The 24,644-nt window shown below is 68.0% G+C and carries 23 protein-coding genes; 9 read left to right on the top strand and 14 right to left on the bottom strand.

Annotation, left to right across the window (positions count from 1 at the left end):
• Positions 1-53: 53 nt before the first annotated feature.
• The 4 genes from IAE41_RS09425 to IAE41_RS09410 all read right to left on the bottom strand — a co-directional run bounded on the left by IAE41_RS09425 (position 54) and on the right by IAE41_RS09410 (position 1,799).
• A complete protein-coding gene (locus IAE41_RS09425; protein WP_200732936.1) occupies positions 54-269 on the bottom strand; it encodes a hypothetical protein in 216 nt (71 codons plus the stop codon).
• Positions 266-910, bottom strand: a complete 645-nt coding sequence (locus IAE41_RS09420) for a sigma-70 family RNA polymerase sigma factor (protein WP_200732935.1) — start codon at positions 908-910, stop codon at positions 266-268. The genes IAE41_RS09425 and IAE41_RS09420 overlap by 4 nt, the downstream gene beginning before the upstream one ends.
• 36 nt (positions 911-946) lie before the next feature.
• On the bottom strand, positions 947-1,276 hold the full coding sequence (locus IAE41_RS09415; RefSeq protein WP_079224246.1) for a hypothetical protein: 330 nt from the start codon (positions 1,274-1,276) through the stop codon (positions 947-949).
• Positions 1,277-1,355: 79 nt separating this feature from the next.
• Complete coding sequence (locus IAE41_RS09410) at positions 1,356-1,799, bottom strand: hypothetical protein (protein WP_200732934.1); 444 nt, start codon at positions 1,797-1,799, stop codon at positions 1,356-1,358.
• A gap of 150 nt (positions 1,800-1,949) precedes the next feature.
• Here IAE41_RS09410 and IAE41_RS09405 point away from each other — a divergent pair, with 150 nt between their 5' ends.
• The 5 genes from IAE41_RS09405 to hemF all read left to right on the top strand — a co-directional run bounded on the left by IAE41_RS09405 (position 1,950) and on the right by hemF (position 8,065).
• Complete coding sequence (locus tag IAE41_RS09405; protein WP_200732933.1) at positions 1,950-4,316, top strand: S9 family peptidase; 2,367 nt, start codon at positions 1,950-1,952, stop codon at positions 4,314-4,316.
• A 10-nt stretch (positions 4,317-4,326) separates the two neighbouring features.
• Positions 4,327-4,746, top strand: a complete 420-nt coding sequence (locus IAE41_RS09400) for an NUDIX domain-containing protein (protein WP_200732932.1) — start codon at positions 4,327-4,329, stop codon at positions 4,744-4,746.
• A 30-nt stretch (positions 4,747-4,776) separates the two neighbouring features.
• Positions 4,777-5,340: a hypothetical protein gene (locus IAE41_RS09395; protein WP_200732931.1), complete on the top strand. Its 564-nt coding sequence runs from the start codon at positions 4,777-4,779 to the stop codon at positions 5,338-5,340.
• Between the two features lie 142 nt (positions 5,341-5,482).
• Positions 5,483-7,129 carry a hypothetical protein gene (locus tag IAE41_RS09390; protein WP_200732930.1) on the top strand — a complete coding sequence of 549 codons (1,647 nt, stop codon included), beginning with the start codon at positions 5,483-5,485 and terminating at the stop codon, positions 7,127-7,129.
• Positions 7,130-7,168: 39 nt separating this feature from the next.
• Positions 7,169-8,065, top strand: a complete 897-nt coding sequence (gene hemF / locus IAE41_RS09385) for an oxygen-dependent coproporphyrinogen oxidase (RefSeq protein ID WP_200732929.1) — start codon at positions 7,169-7,171, stop codon at positions 8,063-8,065.
• A gap of 154 nt (positions 8,066-8,219) precedes the next feature.
• Here hemF and IAE41_RS09380 read toward each other — a convergent pair whose 3' ends face one another.
• On the bottom strand, positions 8,220-8,693 hold the full coding sequence (locus tag IAE41_RS09380; protein ID WP_200732928.1) for a YetF domain-containing protein: 474 nt from the start codon (positions 8,691-8,693) through the stop codon (positions 8,220-8,222).
• Between the two features lie 314 nt (positions 8,694-9,007).
• Positions 9,008-11,782 (bottom strand): DNA polymerase I, encoded by a 2,775-nt coding sequence (gene polA, locus IAE41_RS09375; RefSeq protein WP_200732927.1) that lies wholly within the window; start codon positions 11,780-11,782, stop codon positions 9,008-9,010.
• Between the two features lie 97 nt (positions 11,783-11,879).
• Here polA and IAE41_RS09370 point away from each other — a divergent pair, with 97 nt between their 5' ends.
• Complete coding sequence (locus IAE41_RS09370; protein ID WP_079224259.1) at positions 11,880-12,164, top strand: DUF2782 domain-containing protein; 285 nt, start codon at positions 11,880-11,882, stop codon at positions 12,162-12,164.
• A gap of 108 nt (positions 12,165-12,272) precedes the next feature.
• On the top strand, positions 12,273-12,716 hold the full coding sequence (locus tag IAE41_RS09365) for an AraC family transcriptional regulator (protein ID WP_200732926.1): 444 nt from the start codon (positions 12,273-12,275) through the stop codon (positions 12,714-12,716).
• A gap of 102 nt (positions 12,717-12,818) precedes the next feature.
• Here the strand turns inward: IAE41_RS09365 and IAE41_RS09360 are convergent, their stop codons facing one another.
• The 4 genes from IAE41_RS09360 to IAE41_RS09345 all read right to left on the bottom strand — a co-directional run bounded on the left by IAE41_RS09360 (position 12,819) and on the right by IAE41_RS09345 (position 17,799).
• A complete protein-coding gene (locus IAE41_RS09360; protein WP_200732925.1) occupies positions 12,819-13,265 on the bottom strand; it encodes a universal stress protein in 447 nt (148 codons plus the stop codon).
• Positions 13,266-13,408: 143 nt separating this feature from the next.
• Positions 13,409-14,425, bottom strand: a complete 1,017-nt coding sequence (gene rtcA / locus IAE41_RS09355; protein WP_200732924.1) for an RNA 3'-terminal phosphate cyclase — start codon at positions 14,423-14,425, stop codon at positions 13,409-13,411.
• A gap of 83 nt (positions 14,426-14,508) precedes the next feature.
• Positions 14,509-15,735, bottom strand: a complete 1,227-nt coding sequence (locus IAE41_RS09350; RefSeq protein ID WP_200732923.1) for an RtcB family protein — start codon at positions 15,733-15,735, stop codon at positions 14,509-14,511.
• Between the two features lie 516 nt (positions 15,736-16,251).
• Positions 16,252-17,799, bottom strand: coding sequence for a VWA domain-containing protein (locus IAE41_RS09345; protein ID WP_200732922.1), 1,548 nt, complete (start codon positions 17,797-17,799; stop codon positions 16,252-16,254).
• Positions 17,800-17,986: 187 nt separating this feature from the next.
• On the opposite strand from IAE41_RS09345, the gene rtcR reads away from it, so the two are divergent.
• Positions 17,987-19,582 carry an RNA repair transcriptional activator RtcR gene (gene rtcR / locus IAE41_RS09340; RefSeq protein ID WP_200732921.1) on the top strand — a complete coding sequence of 532 codons (1,596 nt, stop codon included), beginning with the start codon at positions 17,987-17,989 and terminating at the stop codon, positions 19,580-19,582.
• Positions 19,583-19,657: 75 nt separating this feature from the next.
• Entirely contained in the window at positions 19,658-19,804 is a 147-nt protein-coding gene (locus tag IAE41_RS09335) for a hypothetical protein (protein ID WP_200732920.1), read from the top strand.
• A 94-nt stretch (positions 19,805-19,898) separates the two neighbouring features.
• Here IAE41_RS09335 and IAE41_RS09330 read toward each other — a convergent pair whose 3' ends face one another.
• The 4 genes from IAE41_RS09330 to IAE41_RS09315 all read right to left on the bottom strand — a co-directional run bounded on the left by IAE41_RS09330 (position 19,899) and on the right by IAE41_RS09315 (position 24,602).
• Positions 19,899-20,453 carry a hypothetical protein gene (locus IAE41_RS09330; protein ID WP_079224267.1) on the bottom strand — a complete coding sequence of 185 codons (555 nt, stop codon included), beginning with the start codon at positions 20,451-20,453 and terminating at the stop codon, positions 19,899-19,901.
• Positions 20,454-20,565: 112 nt separating this feature from the next.
• Positions 20,566-20,892 carry a low molecular weight protein tyrosine phosphatase family protein gene (locus tag IAE41_RS09325; protein WP_053498324.1) on the bottom strand — a complete coding sequence of 109 codons (327 nt, stop codon included), beginning with the start codon at positions 20,890-20,892 and terminating at the stop codon, positions 20,566-20,568.
• A gap of 86 nt (positions 20,893-20,978) precedes the next feature.
• On the bottom strand, positions 20,979-23,171 hold the full coding sequence (gene uvrD, locus IAE41_RS09320) for a DNA helicase II (RefSeq protein ID WP_079224270.1): 2,193 nt from the start codon (positions 23,169-23,171) through the stop codon (positions 20,979-20,981).
• A 9-nt stretch (positions 23,172-23,180) separates the two neighbouring features.
• Positions 23,181-24,602: an FAD/NAD(P)-binding protein gene (locus IAE41_RS09315; RefSeq protein WP_200732919.1), complete on the bottom strand. Its 1,422-nt coding sequence runs from the start codon at positions 24,600-24,602 to the stop codon at positions 23,181-23,183.
• Positions 24,603-24,644 lie beyond the last annotated feature (42 nt).

The following is a 24,644-nucleotide window of genomic DNA, read 5'->3' as shown; positions in this document are numbered from 1 at the left end:
GGCACCGTGCGACCCATCTGCCGGTAGCGCCGGGCCATGCCCGGCGGGAGATGTCAGTGCCAGAAATACCAGGCTGCTGCAGCCAACAGGGCGCCGAACAACAGCACCTGCACCACCACGTACAGCACACCGCTGTCGCGCGTTTCCGCCTGCAGCCGCTGCTGCAGCGCGTCGCTTACATCAGGCACGGCGTGCTGTTGTTCCTGCTCGCGCAGCGCCTGCGACAGCGCGCGCGCATCGGCATCGCGGGGGTCGTTGGCTTCGCTCACAGCAGTTCTCCGGCGGTGGCGCGTCGCGTCAACTCCTGCTTCAGGGTCTGCCGCGCGCGGTACAGGTGGCTCTTGATGGTACCGCGCGCCATCCCGGTCACCTGTTCAATCTCGGCCAGGTCGAAATCCTCCAGGTAATGCAGGCCCACGATCAGCCGCTGCGGCGGGGTCAGCCGCTCCAGCGCCGCGCCCAGCTGCCGGCCGGCGTGCAGCGCCTCGCTCAGCTCCGCCGGGCCGGGGCCCTCGTCGCCGATCCCCAGCTCCTCGGGCACCTCCACCGCCACCATCCACTGCATCTCCAACCGGCGGCGGCGCAGGTGCTGCAGCGCCGTCGTGTAGGCCACCCGCGAAACCCAGGTCCGCAGCGAGGATTCGAAGCGGAACCGGTGCAGCTGGCGGAACACCGCCAGGAAGGTTTCCTGCAGCAGGTCGGCCACCTGGTCGCGATTGCCGACCATGCGCCCGATCACGTGTGCACAGGTACGTTGATGGGCCTGCACCAGCTGCGCGAACGCTGCCTGCGAACCATCGATGATGGCGACCACCAGCGCGCGGTCGTCTTCCCACGCAGCCGGTTCCTCGGCGACGGCGTCGCGACGCCGCCCGCGCAATGCAGCCAAAGCGCCACCCAGCAGGCTCATGCGTTGGCCGCTCGCTGTGCCCGTGGCATGCGCCGGTCAGCCCTTGCGCACGGCGGGGCGGGTGATGAACCACGCCAGCAGCTGGCCCACGCCGGCACTGCCGGCCAGCGCAGCGGCGGCGCCGAAGGTCAGCTCGCGCGCACCCATGGCTTCCAGCAGGGCCAGGGCCACGGCCAGGCTGACCAGGCTGATGCCCCAGCGCAGCGCGCCCTGGCGGCGGCGCTCCTCCTCCAGCACCGCCAGCGAGCGGATCACTTCCTCCGGCACGTGCGGGGCCACCAGCTTGCTGCGCGCCCGCGCATCGGCAATGGCATGGATCGCGTAGGCGATGCAGAGGAAGAGGGTGATCGGGATGAGTTCCTGCATGGTCGTGCTCCTGTCCGGTGAATGATGCGGGTTCAGGAGATTGGATGCGCAGGCCCGGCGACCGGTTGCAGTGGATGTATCAGGCTTCGTCGTCGGTCTCGGTCTCGACCGGTGCATCCGGAAAACAGGTTTCCAGATGGAAGCCCAGCCGCAGGTCGGCCATCAGCCGCACCAGTGCAGGATCCAGTTCAAAACCCGCCCACGCCCGCTTGCCAAAAACAGCGATACGCAGGCCGACATCGGCGCCCTCCTGGTTCAATGCCTGGATCACCTGCACCCGCGCCTGCAGAATCCCGACCACCTGCGGCCAGGCGTCCATCAGCCAGCCATCCTTGCCAGCGGCCAGTTCAAAGCTCACCCAGGTGAAGCCATGTACCCGGATCAAGCGGCCATCACCGCCACGTAGATCGGTGCCGGCATCACGGAAGAACCTCCGTTCCAGCCCCAGCCGGGCGGAGATGTCGGCGCTGGCGACTGCAGGGTGCTGCACCCCCAGGGAAATGCGGTAGTCGTAGGGGTACATGGTCGGCTCTTTCCGGCTCAGTCGCCCATCATGCGCCACGCAAGGCCCCGCCGGGCCTTTGCCCAAGCGGTCTGCATGACCTGTGGCCCCCTCCCCCGGCCCGGGCGGCTGCTACCCTTGCCCGGTTTCCTCATCTGGTGCTGTCCGCCCATGTCCCGAGTGCTGCCCCTGTCCCTCCTGCTGTCGGCCGTGCTGGCCGCACCGGCCGCGCATGCCGCGCCGACGCCGATCACCATCGAACAGGCCATGGCCGACCCGGACTGGATCGGTCCGCCGGTCGAGAAGGCCTGGTGGTCCTGGAACAGCCAGCAGGTGGAGTACCAGCTCAAGCGCAACGGCAGCCCGGTGCGCGACACCTTCCGCCAGCCGCTGGCCGGTGGCGCCGCCGCACAGGTGGCCGATGACCAGCGCGGCACCCTGGACGTGGCCGAGCCGGTCTACGACCGCAGCCGCAGCCGCAGCGCCTTCGTCCGCAACGGCGATGTGTTCGTGCGCGACCTGCGCAGCGGCGCGCTGACCCAGCTGACCCGCAGCAACGAACGCGCGGCCGGGGTCAACTTCGCCGCCGACAACGGCGTGATCTGGCGCGTCGGCCAGGAATGGTTCCACTGGACAGCCGCCGCCGGCGTGCAGCAGGTGGCCAGCCTGAAGGCCGAGAAAGACCCGGCCAGCAAGCCCAAGGACGACCTGCTTCGCGACCAGCAGCTGCGCACCCTGGAAACCCTGCGCCGCGACCGCGACCAGCGTGAAGCGCTGAAGGACCAGGACCAGCGCTGGCGCCAGGCCGACCCGACCCGTGCCGCAGCCCCGATCTACCTGGGCGCCGACGTGGAGATCGCCGACAGCCTGCTGTCGCCGGACCTGGGCCACCTGATCGTGGTGACCAAGCCGAAGGATTTCGATGACGGCCGCACCAGCAAGATGCCGCTGTACGTGACCGAATCGGGCTACGAGGAAACCGAGGACACCCGCACCCGCGTCGGCCGCAACGGCTTCGAGCCGCACACCCTGTGGTATGTCGATGTGCGCACCGGCAAGGCCGAGAAGCTCTCGCTGTCGGGCCTGCCGGGCATCGGCACCGACCCGCTGGCCGAGCTGCGCCGCAAGGCCGGCAAGGACCCGCTGAAGGGCGACCGCAGCGTGCAGGTGATGAGCGACTTCATGGGCGGCGGCATGCGCTGGAGCGCCGATGGCCAGCAGGCTGCGGTGATGCTGCGCGCCAACGACAACAAGGACCGCTGGATCGTCAGCATCGGCAACGATGGCCGCGTGCAGAACCGCCACCGCCTGACCGACAACGCATGGATCAACTGGGGCTTCAACGATTTCGGCTGGATGGCCGATGGCCGCACCCTGTGGCTGCTGTCCGAGGAATCGGGCTTCTCGCACCTGTACACCCAGGCCGGCACGGCCAAGCCGCAGGCGCTGACCAGCGGCAAGTGGGAAACCTCCGCGCCGGTGCTGTCGGCCGACGGCAAGGGCTTCTACTTCCTGTGCAACCAGCAGGCGCCGCACGACTATGAAGTCTGCGCGGTCGACACCGGCAATCGCCAGGTGCGCGAGCTGACCAGCCTCAACGGCGTGGAAGATTTCTCGCTGTCGCCCGATGGCCAGCAGCTGCTGGTGCGCTATTCGGCCGCCTACCTGCCGACCCAGCTGGCCGTGGTGCCCAGTGCCGGTGGCCAGGCGCGCGTGCTGACCGACACCCGCACCGCCGAGTACAAGGCGCGCGAGTGGGTCCAGCCGAAGCTGGTGGCGGTGCCGTCCAAGCACGGTGCCGGCGTGGTCTGGGCCAAGTACTACGAGCCCGAGCACAAGGAACCGGGCAGGAAGTACCCGATCGTGATGTTCGTGCACGGTGCCGGCTACCTGCAGAACGTGCACCAGCGCTACCCGGCCTACTTCCGCGAGCAGATGTTCCACAACCTGCTGGTGGAGAAGGGCTACATCGTGCTGGACATGGATTACCGCGGCAGCGAGGGCTACGGCCGCGACTGGCGCACGGCGATCTACCGCAACATGGGCCACCCGGAACTGGAAGACTACAAGGACGGCCTGGACTGGCTGGTCGACACCCAGCAGGGTGACCGCGACCATGCCGGCATCTACGGCGGTTCCTACGGCGGCTTCATGACCTTCATGGCGCTGTTCCGCTCGCCGGGCACGTTCAAGGCCGGCGCCGCGCTGCGCCCGGTGCTGGACTGGCAGAACTACAACCACGCCTACACCAGCAACATCCTCAACACCCCGGACATCGACCCGGAGGCGTACCGCACGTCCTCGCCCATCGAGTACGCGCAGAACCTGCAGGACAACCTGCTGATCGCCCACGGCATGATGGATGACAACGTGTTCTTCCAGGACTCGGTGCACCTGACCCAGCGCCTGATCGAGCTGCACAAGGACAACTGGTCGATCGCCCCGTACCCGCTGGAACGCCACGGCTACATCCGCGCCGACTCCTGGCTGGACCAGTACAAGCGCATCCTCAAGCTGTTCGAGCAGAACCTGAAGTGAGCCGGCTGGCATGAGCCGCGACGCGGCCACGATCCACATCGTGGCCGCGGTCATCGTGGATGACCGCGGTCGCGCGCTGGTGGTGCGCAAGCACGGCGTCGACCGTTTCATCCAGCCCGGCGGCAAGCCCGAAGCGGGTGAAGCGCCGCTGCAGGCATTGGCCCGCGAGCTGGACGAGGAACTCGGCGTGCAGCTGCGCGCCGGGACCGCCATCGCACTGGGCACGTTCGAGGACTGGGCGGTGAACGAGCCCGGCCACCGCGTACAGGCCCAGGCCTGGTGGGTGCATGTGCTGGGCACGCCAGCCGCACGCGCGGAAATCGCCGAACTGGCCTGGGTTCCACTGCGGCCGCCGCACGGCCTGCGCTTGGCACCCCTGAGCGAACACCATATCCTGCCGGCGGTCGCCGCCCTGGCGACGCCCCACTGAAGACGCGGGCCCTGCCTGCAAGGACAATGGATGTCAGTGCCTATTCCCCCCATTCCCGCCGCGCCCACCGCCGCCCGTAGCCACTGGTTGAAGCCGTTGGCGCAGGGTTCGTTCTGGCTGTGCCTGGTACTGACCGTCTACTGCCTGCTGCAGGCACTGGTGGCGATTCCCTTGGCCGCACTGCCGCTGTGGCAGCACCTGGCCAGCCTGGCCTGGGAACACGGCCTGGACCGCACCCTGTGGTGGATGCTGGTCCACCCGGTGTCCACATCGCTGCTGGCCGCCCTGGTCTGCCTGGCGTCCACGCTGGCCAGCTGGGGGCTGTGGCACGAGCGGCGCTGGGGACTGTGGGCCTATGTCTGGGCGCTGCTGTTGAGTGCGCTGGCCAACTTCGTCATCACCTGGTGGTTCGACCGTGTCCTGCGCCAGGTGTTCGCGCTGATCGCCGACGACCCGTCGATGGCCCGTGAACTGGACATGCAGCGCGTGATGTTCACCGTGACCCTGCTGGGAAGTTCCGTGCTGTTTGCCGGCCTGCAGGGCTGGCTGGCCTGGCGCCTGCTGCGGCCGGACATGCGCGCACGCTTCCGCTGACGCGCTGGCTGCTGGCGTTTTTGACGCGAACGACCTGCCCGGCGCAGGCATCGTGACCGCAGGACAGGCGTTCCAGCGGCTTTGATTGCGGATCGGTGGGGGCTGGCTATCGTGGCCCGCGTCTTTTTGCCCTGGCCCCGAAATGTCTGCATTCGCCCCGCGCACCCTGCTTCCGCGCTGCATCGCGCTGCTGTCCCTGCTGCTCTGTGCCCAACAGGCCGCTGCATCCGGCCTGCCACGCTGCGGCGTATTCGAGGTCGAGGGGGGCAGCAACAGGCTGTACGTGCTCGGGCCTGACCGCGGTACTGAGAAAGGCCGCTATATCTCCGATCTCCCCTTCGTCGTCCAGCGCAGCGAAGGCAGCCTCAGCCTGGTTGATCTCACCTTCGGCCTCGTCTCTGAACTGGAGGTCCAGCGCGATGGTCGCGTTCTGCAGAAGGACAGCAAACGCTACCGCCTGACCCAGCCGGCTGCGTGCCTGCCACCGGTAGAGCATGCGCCCGGCAGTTGCCTCGCAGACGCACAGCACTGCCTCGACAGCTACCATGAATTGAGCCTGCCGGCAGTCGAATCGGCCTGCGCCGAAGGTGTTCCGCGATTCTGCCAGGCCCTGCCAGAGCGCTATCGCGAGGCTGACCAGCCTCCCGGCAGCGATACGCCGTCCGAAGCACAGATTGCCGTGATACAGGCCACCATGGAAAAGGCCATGGCCGAGATGGATTTCCCCCGGCAGTGTCGCGATGATGATCCTGCGGCCGACGCCGAGGCCTGCATGGCCATTCTGGAAGAGCGGCCGGAGCTCGTCGAGGCCGTCGCCACTGCCATTCGCACGGCCTCGATGGCGGCCAGCATGGTTGAAGTGTTCTCGCCTGCCGCCAAGCCCGCTCTGTCGGATGCGCGACTACAACGCCTGCAGGGGCTCTGCAAGCAGGTGGGTGGAAGTGACTTCTGCAAGGAGGTGGCCGGCCTGCAGTGGGCCGCCGGGAACCTTCAGGAAGGAAGGGCAGCCCTGCAGGTCGCCTGCGACGGGGGCGACGAAACGGCTTGCAGGCAATCGGCCCAGCTGCAGCCGCTGGGGGAGGCGTTGACCGTGGTACCGGTAACGGCCCTGCCCTGTGGCCGCTACGACGCCTCCGACCGAATGTTGGAAAAACTGGAGTTCGGCGACGGCGGCCTGGTGGAGTTTGGTTTTGGCTCGCAGGTGCGTGCACGCGTGCAGGAGGGCCAGATCCGCATGCGCCATGAGCGCGGCGGCGACTACGTGCTGCAGCCATTGCCCAACGGCGATCTGCTGGGGCTGGATCAATGGCTTCGCTTCGAGCGCTTCCAGCGGCAGCCGGGCGATGCGCAGTGCAGTGCGCCGCGGGAGTTCAATGAAGTACCGTTTCCGCAGGATTGCCCGCGTGCGCCCATCGACGGCGAAGCCGAAGCCTGCTGCGCCGCCGGCAGAATGCAGGGCTGCCACGTGCTGGGCAGTCGCGCCGCGCTGGGCGGGAAGTGGGTCGAGGCGAGCGAGCACTACCAGAAGGTCTGCCAGGCCGGCATCCGCGAAGGCTGTGAGAACCTGGTCGGCCTGATGGAGAACAGCAGCAGGGTGGACGTCCGCCCCATGCTTGAGGCCGTCTGCGAGGCCGATGGCAGTGGCCGCCACGTAGCGTGCGACGTGCTGGCGACCCGCAACTGGGGCCTGTTGGATCTCGGCCAGGCCCTGGAGCGTGCTGTCCAGGAGCAGTCGGCGGACGAGGATCGGACCAGACCGGCGCCGCGCACCCCCAACCACAAGCAGTGAGGAGCTTGCCTGCCCGGGCGCTGCGGTAAAGTACGCGCCATGAACGATTTCGAGCGCGTACGCGCCTACCTCACCGACCTGCAGGACCGCATCTGTGCGGCCATCGAGGCCGCCGACGGCCAGGCCCGCTTCCAGGAAGACCTGTGGCAGCGGGCCGAGGGCGGTGGCGGGCGTACCCGCGTGCTGCGCGACGGCGCGGTGTTCGAGCAGGCCGGCATCGGCTTTTCCGATGTGTCCGGCAGCCGCCTGCCGCCGTCGGCCTCGGCCAACCGGCCCGAGCTGGCCGGCGCCTCCTGGCGCGCCACCGGCGTGTCGCTGGTGTTCCACCCGCTCAACCCCTACGTGCCGACCACCCATGCCAACGTGCGCTTCTTCCAGGCCCAGCGCGATGGTGAAGTGGTGGCCAGCTGGTTCGGCGGTGGCTTCGACCTGACCCCGTTCTATCCCTTCGATGAGGACGTGCAGCACTGGCACCGGGTGGCCCACGACCTGTGCGCGCCATATGGCGAGGAGCGCTACGCCGCACACAAGCGCTGGTGCGACGAGTACTTCTTCCTGCGCCATCGCAACGAAACGCGTGGCGTGGGCGGCCTGTTCTTCGATGACCTGCACGGCGATTTCGAGCGTGACTTCGCCTACCTGCGCGCCGTTGGCGACGGCTTCCTCGATGCCTACCTGCCGATCGTGCAGCAGCGCAAGGACACCGCGCACGGCGAGCGCGAGCGCGAATTCCAGCTGTACCGTCGTGGCCGCTACGTGGAGTTCAACCTGGTCTACGACCGCGGCACGCTGTTCGGCCTGCAGAGTGGCGGCCGCAGCGAGAGCATCCTGATGAGCCTGCCGCCGCGGGTACGCTGGGAATATGGCTTCACTCCGGAAGCCGGCAGCGCCGAAGCGCGCCTGGCCGATTACCTGGTGCCGCGCGACTGGGTGTGAGGCCACGCCGCGTTCGACGCTATCAATGCGTGTGGCGCAATGCCCGTAGAGTCGAGCTTGCTCGACTGCTTTTCGCACTGCGCCAACGGCAGTCGAGCAAGCTCGACTCTACAGGAGCGGGACGCACCGTCGAGCGCGTGCGACATTACGAAGGCTACTTCTTCGGAATGATGGTGATGTGGCCGGTGGTTTCCAGCAGCGCCAGTTCGACATCCTCCACGCGCAGGCAGCCCTGCTGGCGCAGCGCGGCTTCGAAATCGGCCGTGCTGACCAGCTCGCGCCGCAGCACGGCCTCCAGCAGGCGCCCGTCGCGCGCGATCACCACCGGCTCGCCTTCGATCAGCCGTTCCATGCGCCGGTTGCGCGTGGTCAGCCACCCCACGCCATAGTTCAGCAGGATCAGCGTGGCCGCCAGCAGCAGGCCGCCGCCCAGCGACGTGTCGGTGCCCAGCAGCGCGTTCTGCACGGCGTTGCCCAGCAGCACGATCAGCAGCACATCGAACGGGGTGATCTGTCCCAGCGCGCGCTTGCCGCTGAGCCGGACCATGCCCAGCACCACGGCATAGACCACCACCGCACGCAGGATGAATTCCCACCACGGCATCGCCAGTGCGAACAGATCGGGCATTGCGGCTTCCCCTGCGGAGCGATGGCCCAGCGTGGCGCAGCAGCGCACAAATAAAAAGCCCCGCTGACCAGGGGGAGGTCAACGGGGCCGGGGAACGGGCGCTTGGGGAGGAGCCCCCGTTCCGAGATCTGCTCCAGGGGATGGGAGAGATCCACGACAGGCGTTGCGCCTGTCGAGAGTTATAGAAACACCCCGAACACTAACGGTTCGTGAAGGGGCCCAATTTATTGTAGGCCGCTACCCAAAACATTCATCTTCGAGTCAGATAAATCGTACAAATGAACCATTCATGGCGTTTTTAGCCTGAATGCGAATCAGTGCGCCTCGTCCCAGTTAACCCCAACACCGGTATCAACGACCAGCGGCACCCGCAATTGCGCCGCTTGCGACATGCGCTCGATCACGTTTTTACGCAGTTCCTCGGTGAAACCGGCCTCGCTTTCGAATACCAGTTCATCGTGAACCTGCAGGATCATCCGCGCCGGGGCGCCACTGTCGTGCAGCCACTGGTCCACTGACACCATCGCCCGCTTGATGATGTCCGCCGCGGTGCCCTGCATCGGCGCGTTGATCGCCGCGCGTTCGGCGCCGGCACGCAGGCCCTGGTTGCGGGCATGAATGTCATTCAGGTACAGGCGACGGCCGAACAGGGTTTCCACATACCCCTGGTCACGCGCCTGCTGGCGCATCCGCTCCATGAAGTCACGCACGCCCGGATAGCGGCTGAAGTACAGCGCCACATAATCCTGCGCCTGGCCACGGTCGATGCCCAGGTTGCGGGCCAGGCCAAAGGCGCTCATGCCGTACATCAGGCCGAAATTGATGGCCTTGGCGGCGCGGCGCTCGTTGGGCGTCACCTCTTCCAGCGTGCGCCCGAACACCTCTGCGGCGGTGGCACGATGGACGTCGGCGCCCTGCTCGAAGGCACGCACCAGGCCCGGGTCCTCGGACAGGTGGGCCATGATCCGCAGCTCGATCTGCGAATAGTCGGCCGCCAGCAGCTGGAAGCCCTCCGGCGCGACGAAGGCACGGCGGATGCGGCGGCCGTCCTCGGTGCGGATCGGGATGTTCTGCAGGTTCGGGTCCGAGGAGGACAGGCGGCCGGTGGCGGCGCCGGACTGGTGGTAGCTGGTGTGCACCCGGCCGGTGTCCGGGTTGACCATCTCCGGCAGCTTGTCGGTGTAAGTGCTGCGCAGCTTGGCCAGGCCGCGGTATTCCAGGATCACCCGCGGCAGCTCGTGCTGGTCGGCAATCGCCTCCAGCGCTTCTTCATTGGTGCTGGGCTGGCCCTTCGGGGTCTTCACCACCGCCGGCAGCTTCAGCTCGTCGAACAGCACCGCCTGCAGCTGCTTGGGCGAATCCAGGTTGAAGCTGCGCCCGGCCAGCTCGGTGGCCTTCTGCTGCGCAGCCAGCATGCGCGAGGACAGGTCGTGGCTCTGCCGGCGCAGCTCATCGGTATCGATGCGCACGCCGTTGGCTTCGATGCTGGCCAGCACCGGCACCAGCGGCATCTCGATGTCGCGGTACACGCTGTCCAGCGCCGGTTCGGCCAGCAGCTGCGGCTGCAGCGCACGGTGCAGGCGCAGGGTGATGTCGGCGTCCTCGGCCGCATAGCGGCTGGCTTCGTCGATGCCCACCTGCGAGAACGGGATCTGCTTGGCGCCCTTGCCGGCCACGTCCTCGAACTTGATGGTGTTGTAGCCCAAGTAACGCAGGGCCAGCGAATCCATGTCGTGGCGGGTGGCCGTGGAATTGAGCACGAAGCTCTCGAGCATGGTGTCGTCGTGGTAGCCCTGCACGTCCACGCCGTGGCGGCGCAGCACGTGCAGGTCGTACTTGCCGTGCTGGCCCAGCTTCTGCTTCGCCGGGTCCTGCAGCACCGGGCGCAGTGCGTCCAGCACCTGCTGCAGCGGCAGCTGGGCGGGGGCCCCCGGGTAATCGTGGCCGACCGGGATATAGGCGGCCTTGCCCGGCTCCACTGCCAGGCTGATGCCGACCAGGCGCGCGCGCATGGCGTCCAGCGCATCGGTTTCGGTGTCGAAGCTGATCAGCGTAGCCTGCTGCACGCGCTCCACCCAGGCCTGCAGCTGTTCGGTCGTCAGTACGGTTTCGTACTCACCGGGCGCGGACAGCGCCGGGTCGATCCCGGCGGCCGGCGGCGCTTCGGCGCTGCCCCGGGCGAAGCCGGCGGCGGTGCCACGCAGGCTCGGGGCGGCTTCACTGGCGGCGGCCGGTGCCGGCAGCGGGCCGCCCAGCTCCTTCAGCGCCTGGGTGAAGCCATAGCGGGCATACAGCTCGGTCAGCACCGGAACGTCCTGCTCGCGCAGGGCCAGGGTGGCCGGCGAAGCGTCCAGCTCGACGTCGGTGCGGATGGTCACCAGCTCGCGGTTCAGCGGCAGGCGCTCCAGCGCGGCGCGCAGGTTCTCGCCGATCTTGCCCTTCATGGTCGGCGCGGCAGCGATGACGCCGTCCAGGTGCTGGTACTCGGCCAGCCACTTGGCGGCGGTCTTCGGGCCGCACTTCTCCACGCCGGGCACGTTGTCCACGGTGTCGCCCATCAGCGCCAGCAGGTCGATGATCTGGTCGGCGCGCACGCCGAACTTGTCCATCACCGCCGCGTCCGAATCCATGCGGCTGCCGGTCATGGTGTTGACCAGTTCGATGCCCGGCCGCACCAGCTGGGCAAAGTCCTTGTCACCGGTGGAAATGGTCACCTTCAGGTCCTGCGCCACGCCCTGCAGGGCCAGCGTGCCGATCACATCGTCGGCTTCCACGCCGGGGATGCGCAGGATGCTGATGCCCAGCGCTTCGACGATGCGGCACATCGGCTCGACCTGGCTGCGCAGCTCGTCAGGCATGGGCGGGCGGTTGGCCTTGTACTGGTCGTACAGGTCGTCGCGGAAGGTCTTGCCCGGGGCATCGACCACGAAGGCGACGTAGGCCGGGCGCTCCTTCAGCGTCGAGCGCAGCATGTTGACCACGCCGAACAGCGCGCCGGTGGGCTCGCCCTGTGCATTGGACAGGGGCGGCAGCGCGTGGAACGCGCGGTACAGGTAACTGGACCCGTCGATCAGGACTAATCTGCTCATGCGACGATTCTACGCGCCCGTGCCTGCACCGCGGCGACACGGCCGCGACGCGTCGATGGGGCATAATCAAGGTCCGATCGATGCGAAGGCCCTGCCGATGAAGACCCTGATGCTGGCTTCCCTGCTGCTGCTTGCTGGCTGCGCCAGCATGGGCGGTGCAGGCGCTCCCCCGGTGGACGTGAAGGGCGCCGATGTGTCCAGCCGCACCATGGACAACGGCGATGTCATCGAGGAATACCGCGTGTCCGGCCAGCTGCGCATGGTCAAGGTCACCCCGTCGCGCGGCGCACCGTTCTACATGTACGACAAGAACGGCGATGGCCGCATGGACAACGACAAGGACGGCGTCTCGCCGGTGTACTGGAAGCTGTACAGCTGGTGATGCATCCGGGGCCGGCTCCGTCAGTGCAGCCGGCCGATGATAGGTTCCCGACACATCTGCCGGTTGATCCCATGACAGGCCCCGGAGGCGGGCCGGGATCACGCTGCCATGAACCTGCAACAGGCCACCCCTTCGGTGGTTGCATCCCTTGCCGCCGACCTGCGCCGCCGCAGCGCACGCCAGCGCGTCACCTGCGGCGGCACGGCCGACCCGCGCCTGCTGCGCATCGTCGATTACATCGATGCCCACCTGGGCGACTGCGAGCTGGGCGAGCAGATGATCTGCGACGCCTTCGCGATGTCCCGCTCCACGGTCTACCGGCTGTTCCGGGCCCACGGCGGGGTGGCGCGCTACATCCGTGAATGCCGGGCCTGGCTGGCGCACCGCCACCTCGCCCGGGAGCCGGGCTGCCGCCTGACCTGGCTGCTCTATGAAGTCGGCTTCGCGTCCGAGCGCCAGTTCCAGCGCGCGTTCCTGGCGCAGTTCGGCATGTCGCCGGCCGACTGGCGGCAGGCCTGCCGGCAGCGCGCACGGGGCTCGCTGCTGTCCTGAGCGGACCCGCTGGGACGGCCTGGAGGAAGTGGGTGCCGGCACACATCCTGCGTACCGGCACCAGGTCCCCTCCCCGGGAACGCGCGGATCAGTGGATGTTGATCAGCGGATGACCAGTACCGGCAGGGTGCTGCGTGCCAGCACTTCGGCCGTCTGGCTGCCCAGCAGCACGCGGGTCACCCCGCGGCGACCGTGCGAGGTCATCACGATCAGGTCGCTGTTGCGCTCGCCGGCCGTCTCGATGATGCCGTCGGCGGCGTAGCGGTCCAACACATGGACGGGATTGGCGCGGATGCCCTGCTCGGCGGCCTTGGCCAGCGCCGGCTGCAGCACCTTCTGCGCACCTTCCTCGCGGTCGGCCTTGTATTCGGGGCTGTTCATGTAGCCCACGCTCCAGCCCATGGCGTCGTACATGCCCACCGCCCACGGCTCGGAGACCGTCACGATATCGACCTCGGCGTTGAGATCCTTCGCCAGCTCCAGGCCCTTGGCCAGGCCCTTGTCGGACAGCTCGGAGCCGTCGGTGGCGATCAGGATGCGGGTGTACATGGTGGGCCTCCTTGGCGGGGTGCCAGTTGGGAACATCACCATTGCACACCGGATGTGCACGCCGCGCCTTGAGCAGGATCAATCCTGGCGCGGGATTGATGCCCGTGCCCATCTGCAGCGCCGGGCCATGCCCGGCGGCGTGTTCAGGCCTCGACGGTGACCCGCCAGCCCCCTGCATGAGGCTGCCAGTCGAATTCCACCGGCAGGAACTTCTCGATCAGGCGCGCGTTGCTGGCCAGGTGGTCGCTGATGACGTGGGTGGTGAAGCTGCCGCCCCCGGCCAGGGCCATCGGCAACAGCAGCTGGTCGGACAGGTACTCGCCGACCCACGCGCCACCGCTGAGGTAAGTGCGTACCTGGCCCGCCAGGCGCGCGCCCACCTGCTCGGCCGACACGCCGCGCTCGCCATGCCCATCGAACACTTCCACGTGGTCGCCGTGGCGCACGCGCACCATCGCCACGTTGCCCGGGCCCAGTGCCGGCCGCACCGACTGCACGTGGCGCGGGTGCGGGTCGACGCCGAGTTCATCGGCCAGCACCTGCAGTTCGCGCAGGCCGATGCTGCTGGACAGGCCGGACATCACCACCTGCGCCTGCATCGAATCCAGTGCCGGGCGCTGCTCCATGCACGGCACCTGCAACGTCCCGCACGGCTGCACCTGCAGCTCGATCACGCCGCCGCCGGCCGGGTGGAAGCCGTGCTGCAGCAGCTGCATCGAGGCCTGCACGCCCATCCGCGCCAGTGACGGCAGGTAGCTGTCGGCGATGAAATCAGCGCTGGGCGCCAGCGGATTGTGGGTGCCGCCTTCCAGGCGCAGCCGCGACGGCCCCTGCGCGCGCCACAGCGCCGGCAGCACGGTCTGCAGCACCAGGGTGGCCGAGCCGGCACTGCCGGTGGCGAAGTGGTAGTCGCCAGCGCTCACCACGCCCGGCTCGAAGCGCAGCGAGGTCGCGCCCAGCGTGGCACCGTGCGTGCAGGCGTTGCCGACCCGCGCTGCGGCATTCACTGCGGTCAGGTGCTGGCGCATCAGCCCGGGCTTGCGGCGGATCGCGCGGATGTTCTGCAGGGTGAAGCCGATGCCGGTGCACAGGCTCAGGGTCAGGGCCGAGCGCAGCAGCTGTCCGCCGCCGTGCCCGCCATCAAGTTCGATCATGTCCATCTGTTCTGTTCCTCCATGCCTGCGGTTTCGTCTGCAGGCCGTCCTGCCGCGCGCGGCGCAGTGTACGCCGCGCGCGGCCCGCTTCATCCCTTCACGCACACCACCTGGCGCAGCGTGTGCACGATCTCGACCAGATCGCGCTGGGCCTCCATCACCGCCTCGATCGGCTTGTAGGCCGCCGGCGATTCATCCACCACCTCCGCATCCTTGCGGCATTCCACGTGCGCGGTGGCCCTGGCGTGCTCATCCACGGTGATCAGCTTGCGCGCCTGGGTGCGGCTCATCACGCGCCCGGCACCGTGGCTGCAGCTGTGGAAGCTGTCCTCGTTGCCCAGCCCGCGCACGATGAAGCTCTTGGCGCCCATGCTGCCCGGGATGATGCCCAGCTCGCCCTTGCGCGCACTCACCGCGCCCTTGCGGGTCAGCATCACTTCCTTGCCGAAGTGCACTTCGCGGTTGACGTAGTTGTGGTGGCAGTTCACCGCCTCGGCCTGGGCCTCGAACGGCTTGCTGATGACCGTACGCACGGCCGCCACCACGTTGCGCATCATCACCTCGCGGTTCATGCGTGCGAAGCGCTGCGCCCATTCCACCGCGAACAGATAGTCACCGTAGTGCTGGCTGCCCTCGGGCAGGTACGCCAGGTCCTGGTCGGGCAGGTTGATCATCCAGCGACGCATTTCCTGCTTGGCCAGTTCGATGAAGTAGGTGCCGATGGCGTTGCCCACGCCACGCGAACCGGAGTGCAGCATGAACCACACGCGCTGGTCCTGGTCCAGGCACACTTCGACGAAGTGGTTGCCGGTGCCGAGGGTGCCCAGGTGCTTGAGGTTGTTGGTGTTCTTCAGGCGCGGGTGGCGCTCGCAGATCAGCGCGAAGTCATCGACCAGCTGCTTCCAGCCTTCGATGGCCAGCTCCGGCGGCGTGTCCCAGCTGCCCTTGTCACGGCCGCCACGGGTCACGCTGCGCCCATGCGGCACGGCCCGCTCGATCGCGCTGCGCACCGCCGACAGGTTGTCCGGCAGGTCGCTGGCATCCAGCGTGGTGCGCACGGCCATCATGCCGCAGCCGATGTCCACGCCCACTGCGGCCGGAATGATGGCGCCGACGGTCGGCACCACCGAGCCCACGGTTGCCCCCTTGCCCAGGTGCACGTCGGGCATCACCGCGATCCACTTGTGGATGAACGGCAGCCTGGCGATGTTCTGCAGCTGCTCGCGTGCCTGGTCTTCCAGCGGCACGCCGCGCGTCCACAGCTTGATGGGTGCAGCGCCCGGCTGCTGGATCACGTCATGGTTCAAGGTGGTCATGGTGATGTTTCCTTTCATCCAATACAAAAACAAAGAAGGTGCGGTGACAAAGATGGCCGAACATTCCGCCTGCCACGGTGCCGTGGCAGGCGGCCGGGACTTGAACCCGACCCTGAAGGGCTACCGATGTAGTTCGGCCTGCATTCCCCGCGCAACGAAAGCGAAGGTGCCGGCAGCACGACGAGGGGTGGAGGAACATCCTGCTCTACCACTGAGCTACCGCTGTGTTGCCACAGCGGGCGGGGCTCGAACCCGCGACCCGGAGCTTAGAAGGCTGTAGTTCCTCCGGCATTCGCAGTGCCGGCGTTGAAACAGGTGCGGTGACAAAGAGGGGTGGAACATCGTCTCCCCACAACCGGCGGGACACGCGGGATTCGAACCCGACCCCGAAGGGACAACCCATGTAGTTCCACCAGCATTCACCGCGAAAAACGTGAATGCCTGGTCCTGCCCGGCTGGCCCCATTGCCAGCCGGGCGGTCCCTGGCGACATCCTTGCCGCCTTCCAACATCGTGTTTACAGCGGCATGTCCTCGATGCGCTCGACCCAGCCGCTGCCATCGCCCGGCGCCTGCGCGAACTGCGCCAGCAGGTCGAACACCGCATCGCTGAAGCCGCCGATGTGCAGCACGTCCTCGCGCTGCACGGTCTGGCTGCTGGCTACCGGCTGCAGGTCGATGCAGACCAGCCGTGCCTGCGGGCAACGCTGCTTCAGCGCATCCCAGGCCTGCATCGTGGCCGTCGCGCCGCCCCTGCGGGTGTCACGCCAGCTCTCGTTGTCCGACACCAGCACCACCAGGTCGACCTGCTCGCGGCGACGGTTGAGGTGTTCCAGCGGTGCGCTGACCGAGGTACCACCGCCATTGATCGCCAACTGCGCCGCCAACGTCATCACGCTGTCGCGCGGGTTCAACCTGACCGGGCGCACCTCGGTATCGAACGGCAGCACGGTGGCCAGCGGCTGGCCGCGCAGCACGCAGGCCGCGATCAGCGCCGCCACGTCCACGCAGCGCACCGCCGAGCTGGCACCCTTGCGGTAGCCGGTCACCGGCCACTGCATGGAACCGGACACGTCCACCGCCACCACCACCCGGCCCGGCAGCACCGGCACCTGCGCCGTGGCCGTTTCCATCGCGTCCTGCAACGCTTCCGGAATCTGCTGCGGCAGGCGGGCGCTGGCCTGGTAGGCCATCAGCAGCTGGTACGGCATCACCCGGGCGCGGCGCACCTGGGCCGGATCACGCAGCCGCGCTGCGATCACCGACACCATCGCCGGGTCATCGAACACGCCGTTGCGGGCGAACGTGTTGAGGTTCATCCGCATCGACTGCCACGACGCACTGCGCGCCAGCGCCGACCACTGCGCCGCATCCAGCGGCAGCGTGCTGAAGTACTGGAACGGCAGGTCCGGCGGCAGCCCACGCGGGTCACGCTTGAACGCCTCGTAGGCCTGCACCAGCGCCGGCAGCTGCGCCTCTTCGTACGGGCGACCGACGATCCACGCATACAGCGCCTTGCGCTCGGCATCGGCCGGCTTCGGGTGCACCATGCGGATCAGGTCGGCCAGCGACGGCTGCTGGCCGATGGCCGCACGCACCAGGGTTTCCGCCGATGCCTGCTGGATCCACTCGCGTACCAAGCGCTTCGGCAGCGACCCCAGCGACCGGCGGCCGACCTGGCCGCTGCGCATGATCTGCACGAAGGTGCGCAGCTGGCGGCCGTTGTCGACCACCCGCGGGAACACCTGGGCGAAGGCCTCCGGGTCGCGCAGGCTGAGCACGGCTGCCAGCAGCACCGGCATGTCCTTCATGTGCGCCACCTGGCGGGCATAGACCGCCGTGCGGGCAATGAAGCGCGGCTCGACCTGCGCGGTCAGCGCCAGCACCTGCTGCAGCTGTGCGTCGGCAGCGCTGTAGAAGGTGTTGTTGAGGCAGCCGGTGGCCGCATACAGGGCCAGGGCAGCGCGCGGGTCGCGGCGGTAGGCCAGGCCACCGGCTTCATTGACGGTGGTGGCCGGCGGCAGTGCCGGGGCACGCGGGGTGGAGAAGATCGTCAGGTTGGCCATCGTGGTGTCCTCGGCGGGAACAGCCCGCTTCGTGTCTTGGGAGGGATAGAGCAATGGCCGTGCCAACTTTCTCACTGACGCATCAACTCATTGTTTTTTCTGGATTTCGCCTGATCTCTGGCGCAACACCCACCCATTGACCGCGCTGAATGTATATATTCAGCGCGCGTCTTTTATAGGAATGGATATGTCCCGTCGGCAGGTAGTCTTCGGCATGCTCGGCACCCAGCTCGACGCGGGCGAGGGTCCGGGTCGTTGGCAGAAATGGCGTCCCACGGTGTCGCTGGGCATGCATGAGGACTTCCTGCCCGACCGCATCGAGCTGCTGCTGGACGAGCGCCGCTACGCCAAGCTTGCCCGCGTGGTCTGCGAGGACCTGCAGCAGATGGCACCCGGGCTGGAGGTGCGGCGGCACGACACCTATCTGGCAGATCCCTGGGAGTTCGAAGGGGTCTACGCGACCCTGCACGACTTCCTGGCCAGCTATCCGTTCCAGCCGGAGGAGGAGGACTACTACGTCCACATCACCACCGGCACGCACGTGGCGCAGATCTGCTGGTTCCTGCTCACCGAGAGCCGGCATTTCCCCGGCCGCCTGCTGCAGACCTCGCCGCCGCGCAAGCAGGACGGCGCGGCCGGCAGCTACGCGGTCATCGACCTGGACCTGTCGCGCTACGACCACATCGCGCAGCGATTCGCCCAGCAGCAACTGCAGGACCGCGACCTGCTGAAGAGTGGCATCGCCACGCGCAATGCGGCCTTCAACGCGATGATCGCGCAGATTGAAACCGTGGCCACGCGCTCGCGCGCGCCGATGCTGCTGATGGGCCCCACCGGCGCGGGCAAGAGCCAGCTGGCCAAGCGCGTGTTCGAGCTGAAGAAGCTCAAGCACCAGCTGCCCGGCCGTTTTGTCGAGGTGAACTGCGCCACCCTGCGCGGCGACGGCGCGATGAGCACGCTGTTCGGGCATACCAAGGGCGCGTACACCGGCGCCTCGTCCGACCGCGCCGGCCTGCTGCGCTCTGCCCACCAGGGCCTGCTGTTCCTGGATGAGATCGGCGAGCTGGGCCTGGACGAACAGGCCATGCTGCTGCGTGCGCTGGAAGAGAAGCGCTTCCTGCCGGTGGGCAGCGACCGCGAGGTGGAAAGCGAGTTCCAGCTGATTGCCGGCACCAACCGCGATCTGCAGCAATCGGTGCTGGAGGGCAGTTTCCGCGAAGACCTGCTGGCGCGCCTGAACCTGTGGACCTACCACCTGCCCGGCCTGGCCCAGCGCAGGGAGGACATCGAGCCCAACATCGAGTTCGAGCTGCAGCGCTGGTCGCAGCAGCAGCACGCGCAGGTGCGCTTCAACGTGGAGGCACGCACGCGCTACCTGGCGTTCGCCACCAGTGCCGAGGCGGCCTGGCGCGGCAATTTCCGCGATCTGGGGGCATCGATCATGCGGCTGGCGACGTTGGCCAACGCCGGGCGCATCCAGATCGAAGGCGTCGATGATGAGATCGCGCGCCTGCGCCAGCAATGGCGCGGCGGCCAGGCGCCGTCAGCGCTCGAGGCCCTGCTGGGCCCGGCCGTGGATGAGCTGGACCGCTTCGACCGCGTGCAGCTGGAAGAGGTGGTGCGGGTCTGCGCCCACGCGAAGTCGCTGTCAGCGGCCGGCCGCGAGCTGTTTGCGGTGTCGCGCACCCAGCGCGCCAGCACCAACGACGCCGACCGCCTGCGCAAATACCTGGCGAAATTCGGCCTGGACTGGGAGCAGGTGCGGCGCCCGGCGGGGCCGTAGCGCCGCGCTTGCCCGGCCGCCGGCCGCGGCGCATGATGGCCGCGCGGCACGCCGCCGCCATCGGGGAGCACGCGCATGCAGGACCGCAAGCCGCCATCAAAGGTCACCCCACGGGCCATCGTGCTGGCCGTCGCCGCCGCATTGGTGATGTTCTATGGCGGCTACCAGGTGGGCAAGCATCTGGCCCTGCGCGAGAACGCAGAGCAGGCGGCGGGCCGCTGACGGCCTTCTGTAGAGCCGAGCCATGCTCGGCTGCTTCACACACGCGGCGGCACCGTGCCAACCAAGGTTGGCACCTACCCGTAGAGGCCAGCCCTCAGGCGATCTGCACGATGCGCGCGTTCTGGCACAGCGGGTAGCTGGCCACGAACTCCGCGATCGCATCACGCATCTTCTCGAACGATTCGCCATACATGTACAGCGCGGTCTCGGTCGGCCCCTGCCACCAGCTGCAGATCTCGCCCAGGCCATCGATGTTGTCGGACAGCTGCTCGAACACGTGGTTGGAGTCGCACTGTTCGTAGACTTCGTCCGGCAGGTTCAGGCCATCCAGGTAGATGCCCAGGCCCTCGGTGACGCCGAAGGCGCGATCATCCTCGCCCACACGCTGCACCTGCGAACCCTTCGGTGCGCCCAGCTGCTCCAGCAGGTCGATCAGCTTCGGCACGCCGTCCGCATCGACCAGCGCCACTTCGATATCGCCGTACTCGACTTCGCCCAGGTCGGAGATTGCGGTGCCACCCCCGGTCAGTTCGCCCAGGTTCGCCGCCTGCAGCAGCGCATCGAGCGGATCCTCGAACAGCTCGTGGCGATGCTCGGGCTGCAGCTTCGCATTCAACTTCACGGTGACGTGCAGGGTCGGTTCGGTCATGGGGGCGTTCCTGGAAGATTTCAGGCCCCATTGTAGAGTCGAGCTTGCTCGACTGCTTCCAGCGCGGCACAAGGCAGTCGAGCAAGCTCGACTCTACGGGGGTTCGATGTGCTCAGCGCAGGAACGGCGCCACCTTGCGCTTCAGCAGCTCGACCAGCACCGGGTCCATGTAGTCGTAGTCATCGGGAATATCCAGGCAGATCACCCGCTTGCCGTTGAGCCATGCCTTGTAGCGGCTGGACAGGCGGTTGCGGTGCGCCTTCTCCATCACGAACACCAGGTCCGCCCACTGCAGCAGCTCCGGGCTGAGCACTTCCTCGGCGTCGGCCAGCAGCCCGGCCGAGGCGGTTTCAATCCCCGGCCAATCGGCGAAGACCTGCTCGGCCGTCGGGCTGCGCAGGCGGTTCTGGCTGCAAAGAAAGAGCACGTTGCGGGTCATGACCACTCGTCCTTGTAGCGCCGAGCCCATGCTCGGCTGATTTTCCCGGCGCAAGCAGCCGAGCATAGGCTCGGCTCTACAGGAGATCAGATCACCGTCAGGTTGGCATACGCCATCACCAGCCACTTACTGCCGGCATCGGCGAACTCGACCTGCACGCGGGCGTGGGCGCCGCTGCCTTCGTAGTCGGTCACCATGCCTTCGCCGAACTTGGGATGGGTGACCAGCGCGCCCAGCTTCAGTGGCGGGGCCTCGATCGAGGCGTGGCCCATCACCCGGCTGCTGCCCAGCGATGCCGGCCGCGAAACCTGCACCTTCGGGCGCACTTCGTGCAGCAGTTCGCGCGGGATCTCGCGCAGGAAGCGCGACGGCAGGCTGTAGTTGTCCTGGCCATGGATGCGGCGCGATTCGGCGTAGCACAGCACCAGCTTCTGCCGGGCGCGGGTGATGCCCACGTAGGCCAGCCGGCGCTCTTCTTCCAGGCGGCCGCTTTCTTCCAGCGAACGCGCGCTCGGGAACAGGCCGTCTTCCATGCCGGCCAGGAACACCAGCGGGAATTCCAGGCCCTTGGCCGAGTGCAGGGTCATCAGCTGCACGCCCTCCTCGCCCGCCTGCGCCTGGCCTTCACCGGCCTCCAGCGCGGCATAGGCCAGGAACGCGACCAGCTCGTCCATGTCCTCGCCCACTTCCTCGATGTCGTCGGCGCGGCGCAGGAAGCGCGAGGCCACCGAAACCAGTTCGTCGAGGTTGTCGGTGCGCGATTCCGAATCCAGCGAATTGCGGCTCTCCTTGCTCCAGTGCTCGCGCAGCTGCGAGCGCGACAGCACATGGTCCACGCGCTCGGCGAGGGTCATGTGCAGGGTCTGCGCCTGCAGTTCGTTCACCAGCACCAGGAAGCCGGCCAGCGCATTGCGTGCACGCGCGGCCAGCGCCGTGCCCTGGGTGACCAGCATGGTGGCCTCCCACAGCGAGATACCCTGCGCGCGCGCCTCGCGACGCACCTCGTCCAGGGTGCGCTCGCCGATGCCACGGGTGGGCGTGTTCACCGCGCGCTCGAAGGCGGCATCATCGTTGCGGTTGGACAGCAGGCGCAGGTAGGCCAGCGCATCCTTGATTTCAGCACGCTCGAAGAAGCGCATGCCGCCATACACGCGGTACGGCACCTGCTCGCTCAGCAGCGCTTCTTCCAGCGCGCGCGACTGCGCGTTGCTGCGGTAGAGCACGGCCACTTCGGTGTAGCTGCCACCATCGCGCACCCACTGGCGCGCGCGCTCGACGATGTAGCGCGCCTCATCCATCTCGTTGTAGGCCGCATACAGGTCGATCGGCTCGCCGTCGCCGCTGTCGGTCCACAGTTCCTTGCCGATGCGGTCCGGGTTGTGCGCGATGACCGCGTTGGCCGCGCCGAGGATGTTGGCGGTGGAACGGTAGTTCTGTTCCAGGCGGATGGTCTGTGCACCGGGGAAGTCACGCAGGAAGCCCTGCACGTTCTCGACCTTGGCGCCGCGCCAGCCGTAGATGGCCTGGTCATCGTCGCCGACCACGAACACATGGCCCTCGTGCCCGGCCAGCACGCGCACGAAGGCGTACTGGATGGCGTTGGTATCCTGGAACTCGTCCACCAGGATTTCGCGGAAGCGTGCACGGTAGTGCGCCAGCAGTGCCGGATTGTCGCGCAGCAGTTCATGCGCGCGCAGCAGCAGCTCGGCGAAGTCGACCAGGCCGGCGCGATCGCAGCGCGCCTGGTATTCGATGTAGGCCTGGCGCATGGTTTCCAGCCACGCATCATGCGGCTCGGGCTGGATGTGCTGCGGGCGGCGGCCTTCATCCTTCTGTTCGTTGATCCACCAGGCGATCTGCTTGGGCGGATGCTTGCTGTCGTCGATTTCCAGCGCCTGCACCACGCGCTTGACCAGCCGCAGCTGGTCGTCCGAATCCATGACCTGGAAGCCTTCGGGCAGCTTGGCGTCCTGCCAGTGCAGGCGCAGCAGGCGGTTGGCCAGGCCGTGGAAGGTGCCGATCCACATGCCGCGGCTGCCATTGGGCAGCTGCGCGTCGATGCGGTGGCGCATCTCGCCAGCGGCCTTGTTGGTGAAGGTCACCGCAAAAATGCCGTGGGTCGGCACGCCTTCGACTTCATGCAGCCAGGCGATGCGGTGGGTGAGTACGCGGGTCTTGCCGGAACCGGCACCGGCCAGCACCAGGTGGTGGCCGGGGGGAGCGGAGACGGCTTCGCGCTGGGCCGGGTTCAGGCCATCGAGCAGGTGGGAGACATCCATGCCCCCATTTTACGGCATCGCCGTCGCGGCTCCTGCGACCACCTGGGCGGCCAGGGCCTGCGCCTGCTGACGCAGTTCAGGCACGGCCAGGCTTTCCCACAGGCTGCCGATGCGCAGGCTGCCGAGCACGCCCAGCCGCGCCTGCGCTGCACCGCTGCGGCTGCACAGGCGGTCGCCCGGCACGCTGCTGTCCAGGCCCAGCCCATGCGGCCCGGGGCGGGCCAGGCCATCGGCCAGCAACTGCTGCAGCAGCGGGTTGCGCAGCGCACGCGCCCGGGTTTCCACGCCGGTGGCATTGACCACCCCGGCGATCGTCCACTGTTGCCCGGCACCGGCGGAATCACGACCGGACAAGCGCAGCACGTCGCCCTCGCGCCAGACGCGCTGCAGGCGGGCACGGTGCAGGCGCAGCTGGCCACGGGCCTGCAGTGCCTGCAGCTGCGCATCAACGTCCTCGGCGATACGGTGGCGGTGCACATCCCAATAGCGCACCACATGGCGCAGGAAGCGCCGCTGGTCGGCCTCGTCCAGGCTGCACCACAGTGCCTGGCCATGCGGGCGGATGCGATCCATCACGCCCTGCCACGGCTGGCCATCGGCCTGCGCCTGCCGGGCGAAGCCGCGCAGGGCGTGCACGCGCTGGCGCAGGGTCATCGGCAGCAGCGCGCCCGCATCGAAATCAGGCAGCACGCCATGCGCATGCGGCAGCGGCAGCAGGCCGTGGCGCGAGATCACGTGCAGCGGACCGGTATGGCCGGCAGCCACCAGCGCCAGCACGGTGTCGGCCATGCTCAGGCCGGAACCGACGATGGCCAGCGCATGGGCGCCGGCCAGGGTGCGCACACCGTCATAGTCCCAGGCCTCGACCACGTCGTCGGCGGGCAGCGCATCGGCGCCGGCCACCGGCAGCGGGCGCATGCTGTTGCCGGTGGCGATGACCGCCTGTGCCGCGTGCAGCGTGCTGCCATCGCCAAGCTGCAGGCGGTAACCGTGGTCGTCCGGCTGCAGGCCCAGCACCGGCTGCGCCATCACCTGCAGCTGCGCAGGGCTGGCGGCCGCCGCGTCCTGCAGGCGCTGCTGCAGGTAGGCGGCGAAATGGTGGCGGCTTGCGTAGCGTTCACCCAGCAGCGCGCGCGCCTCGCCCGGGTAGGCATCCACGGCCTGCAGGTAATCAAGGAAGTCGCCGGGCTGGTCGGGGAACGCACTCATCTTCGCCGCCGGCACGTTCAGCAGGTGCTCCGGCCACGGCGTGGCGTAGGCAATGCCCTGGGCCAGCTGCGAAGCGGGTTCGAAGAGGGCCAGTGCCAGCGGCGCCTGGGCCTGTCGCAACACCTGGATCGCCACCAGCACACCGGCCGCACCACCGCCGATGATCGCCAGGTCCAGTTCGCCATTTCGCGGTGAATCAGTCATGCGCCGATTGTAGGCCATGGCGGGTGACGCCCCGGGTTGCCGGAGCGGGCGGTTACAGCG

This window comes from Stenotrophomonas sp. S39 (assembly GCF_016624665.1).
Lineage (GTDB): Bacteria > Pseudomonadota > Gammaproteobacteria > Xanthomonadales > Xanthomonadaceae > Stenotrophomonas.
Note: the sequence above shows the minus strand (reverse complement) of the source record. Positions and strands in the feature narration are given on the sequence as shown.

Coding starts and splice junctions, on each gene's coding strand:
- IAE41_RS09350 (WP_200732923.1), bottom strand. CDS start 15,735: ATGACCACCTTGAACCATGACGTGATCCAGCAGCCGGGCGCTGCACCC.
- IAE41_RS09420 (WP_200732935.1), bottom strand. CDS start 910: ATGAGCCTGCTGGGTGGCGCTTTGGCTGCATTGCGCGGGCGGCGTCGC.
- IAE41_RS09415 (WP_079224246.1), bottom strand. CDS start 1,276: ATGCAGGAACTCATCCCGATCACCCTCTTCCTCTGCATCGCCTACGCG.
- IAE41_RS09315 (WP_200732919.1), bottom strand. CDS start 24,602: ATGGCCTACAATCGGCGCATGACTGATTCACCGCGAAATGGCGAACTG.
- IAE41_RS09335 (WP_200732920.1), top strand. CDS start 19,658: ATGCAGGACCGCAAGCCGCCATCAAAGGTCACCCCACGGGCCATCGTG.
- IAE41_RS09345 (WP_200732922.1), bottom strand. CDS start 17,799: ATGGCCAACCTGACGATCTTCTCCACCCCGCGTGCCCCGGCACTGCCG.
- IAE41_RS09410 (WP_200732934.1), bottom strand. CDS start 1,799: ATGTACCCCTACGACTACCGCATTTCCCTGGGGGTGCAGCACCCTGCA.
- IAE41_RS09370 (WP_079224259.1), top strand. CDS start 11,880: ATGAAGACCCTGATGCTGGCTTCCCTGCTGCTGCTTGCTGGCTGCGCC.
- IAE41_RS09400 (WP_200732932.1), top strand. CDS start 4,327: ATGAGCCGCGACGCGGCCACGATCCACATCGTGGCCGCGGTCATCGTG.
- rtcA (WP_200732924.1), bottom strand. CDS start 14,425: ATGGACATGATCGAACTTGATGGCGGGCACGGCGGCGGACAGCTGCTG.
- rtcR (WP_200732921.1), top strand. CDS start 17,987: ATGTCCCGTCGGCAGGTAGTCTTCGGCATGCTCGGCACCCAGCTCGAC.
- uvrD (WP_079224270.1), bottom strand. CDS start 23,171: ATGGATGTCTCCCACCTGCTCGATGGCCTGAACCCGGCCCAGCGCGAA.
- IAE41_RS09380 (WP_200732928.1), bottom strand. CDS start 8,693: ATGCCCGATCTGTTCGCACTGGCGATGCCGTGGTGGGAATTCATCCTG.
- IAE41_RS09395 (WP_200732931.1), top strand. CDS start 4,777: ATGTCAGTGCCTATTCCCCCCATTCCCGCCGCGCCCACCGCCGCCCGT.
- IAE41_RS09405 (WP_200732933.1), top strand. CDS start 1,950: ATGTCCCGAGTGCTGCCCCTGTCCCTCCTGCTGTCGGCCGTGCTGGCC.
- polA (WP_200732927.1), bottom strand. CDS start 11,782: ATGAGCAGATTAGTCCTGATCGACGGGTCCAGTTACCTGTACCGCGCG.
- IAE41_RS09325 (WP_053498324.1), bottom strand. CDS start 20,892: ATGACCCGCAACGTGCTCTTTCTTTGCAGCCAGAACCGCCTGCGCAGC.
- IAE41_RS09390 (WP_200732930.1), top strand. CDS start 5,483: ATGTCTGCATTCGCCCCGCGCACCCTGCTTCCGCGCTGCATCGCGCTG.
- IAE41_RS09365 (WP_200732926.1), top strand. CDS start 12,273: ATGAACCTGCAACAGGCCACCCCTTCGGTGGTTGCATCCCTTGCCGCC.
- IAE41_RS09330 (WP_079224267.1), bottom strand. CDS start 20,453: ATGACCGAACCGACCCTGCACGTCACCGTGAAGTTGAATGCGAAGCTG.
- hemF (WP_200732929.1), top strand. CDS start 7,169: ATGAACGATTTCGAGCGCGTACGCGCCTACCTCACCGACCTGCAGGAC.
- IAE41_RS09360 (WP_200732925.1), bottom strand. CDS start 13,265: ATGTACACCCGCATCCTGATCGCCACCGACGGCTCCGAGCTGTCCGAC.